4 protein-coding genes and 2 pseudogenes are annotated in these 4679 nt (G+C 76.7%); 2 read left to right on the top strand and 4 right to left on the bottom strand.

From position 1 onward, the window contains the following. Both MW084_RS21570 and MW084_RS21565 read left to right on the top strand, forming a co-directional pair. Positions 1-1042, top strand: a pseudogene (locus MW084_RS21570) (TIM-barrel domain-containing protein); the annotation flags it as partial. A gap of 2 nt (positions 1043-1044) precedes the next feature. Further along, positions 1045-2216, top strand: a 1172-nt coding sequence (locus MW084_RS21565; RefSeq protein ID WP_275563747.1) for a glycoside hydrolase family 31 protein, incomplete at its 5' end; no start/stop codon positions are given. On the opposite strand, the pseudogene MW084_RS21560 reads toward MW084_RS21565, so the two are convergent. The 4 genes and pseudogenes from MW084_RS21560 to MW084_RS21540 all read right to left on the bottom strand — a co-directional run. Beyond that, a pseudogene (locus MW084_RS21560) lies at positions 2192-2607 on the bottom strand (NUDIX domain-containing protein); the annotation flags it as partial. The gene MW084_RS21565 and the pseudogene MW084_RS21560 sit on opposite strands and share 25 nt — an antisense overlap. A 442-nt stretch (positions 2608-3049) precedes the next feature. Continuing rightward, a complete protein-coding gene (locus MW084_RS21550) occupies positions 3050-3658 on the bottom strand; it encodes a GTP-binding protein (protein ID WP_050986721.1) in 609 nt (202 codons plus the stop codon). Next, a complete protein-coding gene (locus MW084_RS21545) occupies positions 3639-4064 on the bottom strand; it encodes a DUF742 domain-containing protein (RefSeq protein WP_010468735.1) in 426 nt (141 codons plus the stop codon). Before MW084_RS21545 ends, MW084_RS21550 begins: the two co-directional genes overlap by 20 nt. A 10-nt stretch (positions 4065-4074) precedes the next feature. Next, positions 4075-4503 (bottom strand): roadblock/LC7 domain-containing protein, encoded by a 429-nt coding sequence (locus MW084_RS21540; protein WP_010468737.1) that lies wholly within the window; start codon positions 4501-4503, stop codon positions 4075-4077. Between the last annotated feature and the right edge of the window lie 176 nt (positions 4504-4679).

Below are 4679 nucleotides of genomic sequence, written 5' to 3'. Positions count from 1 at the left end.
GGGGGATCGTGCGGTTCGCGCGGTCCGAGCTGCGGGTGTGCGTGACCGGCGGGTCCGCGGTGTTCTGGGGGTGGGACGGGGCGGAGCCGTCGCCGTCGTACGCGCTGGCGGGCGGGGCGCCGGAGCCGGACGCGCGGGTGGTGCTGGAGCCGGACACGGAGGGCGGTTGGCGGGTCGTGGCCGAGCGGGTGACGGTCTCGGTGTCGCGCGACGGGGCGGTGGAGGTGCGCACCCCGGGCGGGGTGGTGCTGCGGCGGGACCTGCCGCCGCGGTGGTGGGAGCCGGTGGAGGGGGGGGCGCGGTGGGTGCAGCGGTCGGAGGTGCCGGCGGACGCGCGGTTCTTCGGGCTCGGGGGGCGGACGGCGGGGCCGCGGCTGCCGGACGGGACGTACCGGCTGTGGAACACCGACCCGGGGAGGCCCTTCGGGCCGGGGACCGATCCGCTGCACGTCACGATGCCGGTGCAGTGGGTGGTCGCGGACGCGGGGGCCCACCTGGCGTTCTACGACAGCACGTGGGACGGGCGGGTGTCGCTGCGGGAGGGTGCGGAGGGCGCGGGATCGGGGCACGACCGTCCGGGTCTGAGCGAGGTGCGGATGAGCGGGGGGCCGCTGCGCTGCTGGGTGGTGGTGGGTTCTCCGGCGCGGATCGCGCGCGGATGGGCGCAGTTGACCGGGGCTCCGGTGGTGCCGCCCGCGTGGGCGCTGGGGCCGCAGCACGCGCGGCGGGGGTTCGGGAGCGCCGAGGAGGTGCGGCGGGTGGCGGCCGGCTACCCGGAGCGGGGGCTTCCGCTGTCGGCGCTGCACCTGGAGGTCGGCCGCCACGAGGGGCGGCGGGTGCCCACGGCGGGCCGGGAGCGGTTCCCGGGCCTGCCGGGCCTGGCGGCGAAGCTGCGGGAGAAGGGGGTGCGACTGGTGTCGGCCGTGGATCCGGCGGTGCGGGCGGAGCCGGACGGGACGGTGTACGACGGCGGCGCGCGGGTGGGGACGCGGGGCGCGTTCGTGCGGGACGCCCGCGGGCGGGTGGTGCGGGGGACGGCGCGNNCGGGCGAGTGCGTGTACCCCGACTTCACGGACCCGCGGGTACGGGAGTGGTGGGGCGGGTTGTACGCGGAGCGGCTGGCGCAGGGCTTCTCGGGGGTGTGGCACGACAGGGACGAGCCGGTGGCGTCCGCTCCCTTCGGCGGCGTGGCGCTGCCCGCTTCCGCGCGGTACGCCCTGGAGGGCCGGGGCGGTGGCCACCGCGAGGCGCACAACGTGTACGGGCTGGCGATGGCGCGTGCCGGGTACGAGGGGCTGGCGCGGCTGCGGCCGCGGGAGCGGCCGTTCCTGCTCTCCCGGTCGGGCTGGGCGGGGATGCAGCGGTACGGCGGGGCGTGGTCCGGGGGCGCGGTGGCGGACTGGCCGGGGCTGCGGGCCTCGTTGGCCCTGGTACTGGGCCTGGGCTTGTGCGGGGTGCCGTACTCGGGGCCGGACGTGGGCGGTTCCGGCGGGCGCCCCTCGCCGGAGCTGTACCTGCGGTGGTTCCAGCTGGGGGCGTGGCTTCCGCTGTTCCGCACGCGGGCGGCGGCCGGCGCGGGGCGGTGCGAACCGTGGGAGTTCGGGCCGGAGGTGCTGGAGCACGCGCGCGCGGCGCTCGGGGAGCGGGAGCGGCTGCGTCCGTACTTCACGACCCTGGCCCGGCTGGCGCGGCTGACGGGGGCGCCCTACGTGCGGCCCCTGTGGTGGGCGGCCCCGGAGGACCGGCTGCTGCGGGACTGCGGGGACGCGTTCCTGCTGGGGGACGCGCTGCTGGTGGCGCCGGTGCTGGCGCGGGGTGCGGAGCGGCGGGCGGTGCGGCTGCCGCGGGGCCGCTGGTACGACACGGCGACGGGGCGGGCGTACGAGGGGCCGGGGCAGGTGCTGCTGGACGCGCCGCTGTCGCGGATACCGGTGCTGGCGCGGGCGGGCGCGGTGGTGCCGGTGCGGGAGGAGGACGGCTCGGTGGGGCTGGAGGTGTGGGCGCCGGCGCCGGGCCGGGCGGGCGGCGGACTCGTGGTGCGGGACACGGGCGACGGGTGGGAGGAGGCCGAGGTGGAGCGGTACGTGTCGCGGTGGGACGGTGACGGGGTGCGGGTGGAGCGGGTGACGGAGGAGGGCGCCGTGGCGGTGGCGGCCGGGCGGGTGCGGGTGCGTGGCCCGCAGGAGTGCGGTCAGGCGGTGCGGAGCCGGTCGTAGGCGCCGGCGAACCACTTGCGGGCCGCCTCGGTGTGCAGGGGGAAGGCGAGGCGTTCCGGGGCGTGCAGCACGTGGTGGCCCGCGGTCTCGGCGGTGGGGGCGGAGGGCGGCAGTGCGCTCGCGGGGCGTTCCGGGAGGAGGCCGAAGAGGAGGAGGTGGCCGCCGGGCGAGCTCATGGCGTCGGCCAGGCACACGTCGCGGGCGGACTCCTCGACGCCGGTCTCCTCGCGGAGTTCGCGGACGACGGCCCGGCGCCAGTCCTCGGCGTGGTCGATGAAGCCGCCGGGGAGGGCGATGCCGCCGCGTTCGGGTTCGACGGTGCGGGTGACGACCACGAGGCCGGTGCCCCGCGGTCCCGTGACGGGGAGGAGGGCGACCGCGACGGGGAGGGNGGGCGGTAGGTGACGGCGCGGCANNCGGGNCAGGTGCGGGGCCAGGGCCCGGCGGGGTCGGCGAAGGGGGTGCCGCAGTGGGCGCAATGGGTGTTCTGCACGGGCCGCACTGTACCGAGCGGCGCGGAGCCGGCAGGCGGTTCCCGTGGCGGGACGTGCCGCCGTCCTCGGCGGGCCCCCCTCCCCCGCCGTCCCTCCGGGTGCCGCGCCGGTGCGTGCGGGGCCGCGCGGAGCGGTCACCGGACGACCCGGTGGACGCGGGGCCGGTTTCGGTTGCCTCGGCATGTCGTCGCACGCGGTCGGCCCGCGCGCCCGGGGGTGGTGCGGGCCGACCGCGGCCCGCCGCGGAGGTGCCCCGGGGTCTTCCGCGGAAGTGACGGCACCGCGCGTACGGGCCGGAGGGGTTCCCCGAGCACGTACGCCGGTTTTCCCGCCGGGGCCTCAGGTGGCGGCGGGCTGCGGGGTCGGCCTCGTGAACGTCATCGCGTGCCGGACCACCGCGACCAGGGCTTCCTTGACGGGCTCGCGCAGCCTCGCGTCGATCGCCACCAGCGGCACCTCCGGGTCGAGGTCCAGGGCGGCCCGCACCGCCTCGACGGGGTGGGTCTCGACTCCCTCGAACCGGTTGACGGCGACCGCGAACGGTATGCGGCGCCGCTCGAAGTAGTCGATGCAGGCGAAGGAGTCCTCCAGGCGGCGGGTGTCGACCAGGACCACCGCGCCGAGGGCGCCCTGGGCGAGCTCGTCCCACAGGAACCAGAAGCGGTCCTGCCCGGGCGTGCCGAACAGGTACAGCACCAGGTCCTCGCGGAGGGTGATCCGGCCGAAGTCCATGGCGACGGTCGTCGTGGACTTGGACTCGACGCCGGACAGGTCGTCGACCGGCCGGCTCGCCTCGGTCAGGTTCTCCTCGGTGCGCAGCGGCCGGATCTCGCTCACCGCCCCGACGAGCGTGGTCTTGCCCACCCCGAACCCGCCCGCGACCAGGATCTTCAGCGTCACCGGCTCGACCGGTGGCGGACCCTTGCGGCTAGAGCGCCCGAAGGCCATTGATCACCTCACGCAGAATGCTCTCGTCCGGCAGCTCGGCCGGCGGAACGGGACGGGTCACATGGACGAGTTCCTCCTCGACGAGATCGCCGACCAGGACGCGGACCACCCCCACGGGCAGGTCCATCCCGGCGGCCAGCTCGGCGATCGACCGGGGGAACTCGCTGCAGCGTTCGACGATCTCCACGTGCTCCGGGGAGAGCGCCTGGTCGCGGCCCGGATCGTCGGCGGCGGCCTCGGGCACGACCACCGCGATCAGGTCGAGCCGCTGACGGGTGGGGCTGGCGGTGCGCCCGCGGGTCATCGCGTACGGGCGCACCACCGGCCCCGCCTCGTCGTCGAACCAGTGGTGCGGGTCGCCGGCGCGGCGTCCGCGCCGTACCTGCCCGGCCGCTGTCTCGCTCATCGCACCTCCCTCACCCGCCGGTGGTCAGACCGGCCCGGGGGGCGGTCGCCAGGTGGGCGCCGACGCGCTTGACCATGAGCGTCATCTCGTAGGCGATGAGACCGACGTCGGACTCGGAGTCCGCGAGGACCGCGAGGCAGCTGCCGTCGCCGGCGGCGGTCACGAAGAGGAAGGCGTCGTCCAGTTCGACGACGGTCTGGCGGACCCGGCCCGCGTCGAAGTGGCGGCCCACTCCCTTGGCGAGGCTGTGGAAGCCGGACGCGACGGCCGCGAGGTGCTCGCTGTCCTCGCGGCTGAGGTCCTTCGAGCCGCCCGTCGGCAGGCCGTCGCTGGACAGGACCAGGGCCTTGCGGATGGAGCCCACCCGGTCGACCAGCTCGTCGAGGAGCCAGTTGAGCTCGCCGGTCGAGTTGGGTATTGCGGTGTTCGGTGCGGTCATCGACCGTCCCCCTCCGGTGTCGTTCCTGGTGCTGTCTCACTGCGGGCGCGCTGCCAGCCCCGCTGCATCGCGGCCATGCGGTTGCGTACCCGTTCGGCGTCGCGCTCCGTGTCCCGGGGGGGCACGGGGGCGGCTGGGGCGGCGGACCGGTCNTCCCGGTCCTTGAGCTCCTTACT

The organism is Streptomyces sudanensis, assembly GCF_023614315.1.
Classification (GTDB): domain Bacteria; phylum Actinomycetota; class Actinomycetes; order Streptomycetales; family Streptomycetaceae; genus Streptomyces; species Streptomyces sudanensis.
Note: the sequence above shows the minus strand (reverse complement) of the source record. Positions and strands in the feature narration are given on the sequence as shown.

Bases quoted from the DNA above. Each gene is read 5' to 3' on its own strand.
- MW084_RS21545 (WP_010468735.1), bottom strand. From the start codon at position 4,064: ATGAGCGAGACAGCGGCCGGGCAGGTACGGCGCGGACGCCGCGCCGGC.
- MW084_RS21540 (WP_010468737.1), bottom strand. From the start codon at position 4,503: ATGACCGCACCGAACACCGCAATACCCAACTCGACCGGCGAGCTCAAC.
- MW084_RS21550 (WP_050986721.1), bottom strand. From the start codon at position 3,658: ATGGCCTTCGGGCGCTCTAGCCGCAAGGGTCCGCCACCGGTCGAGCCG.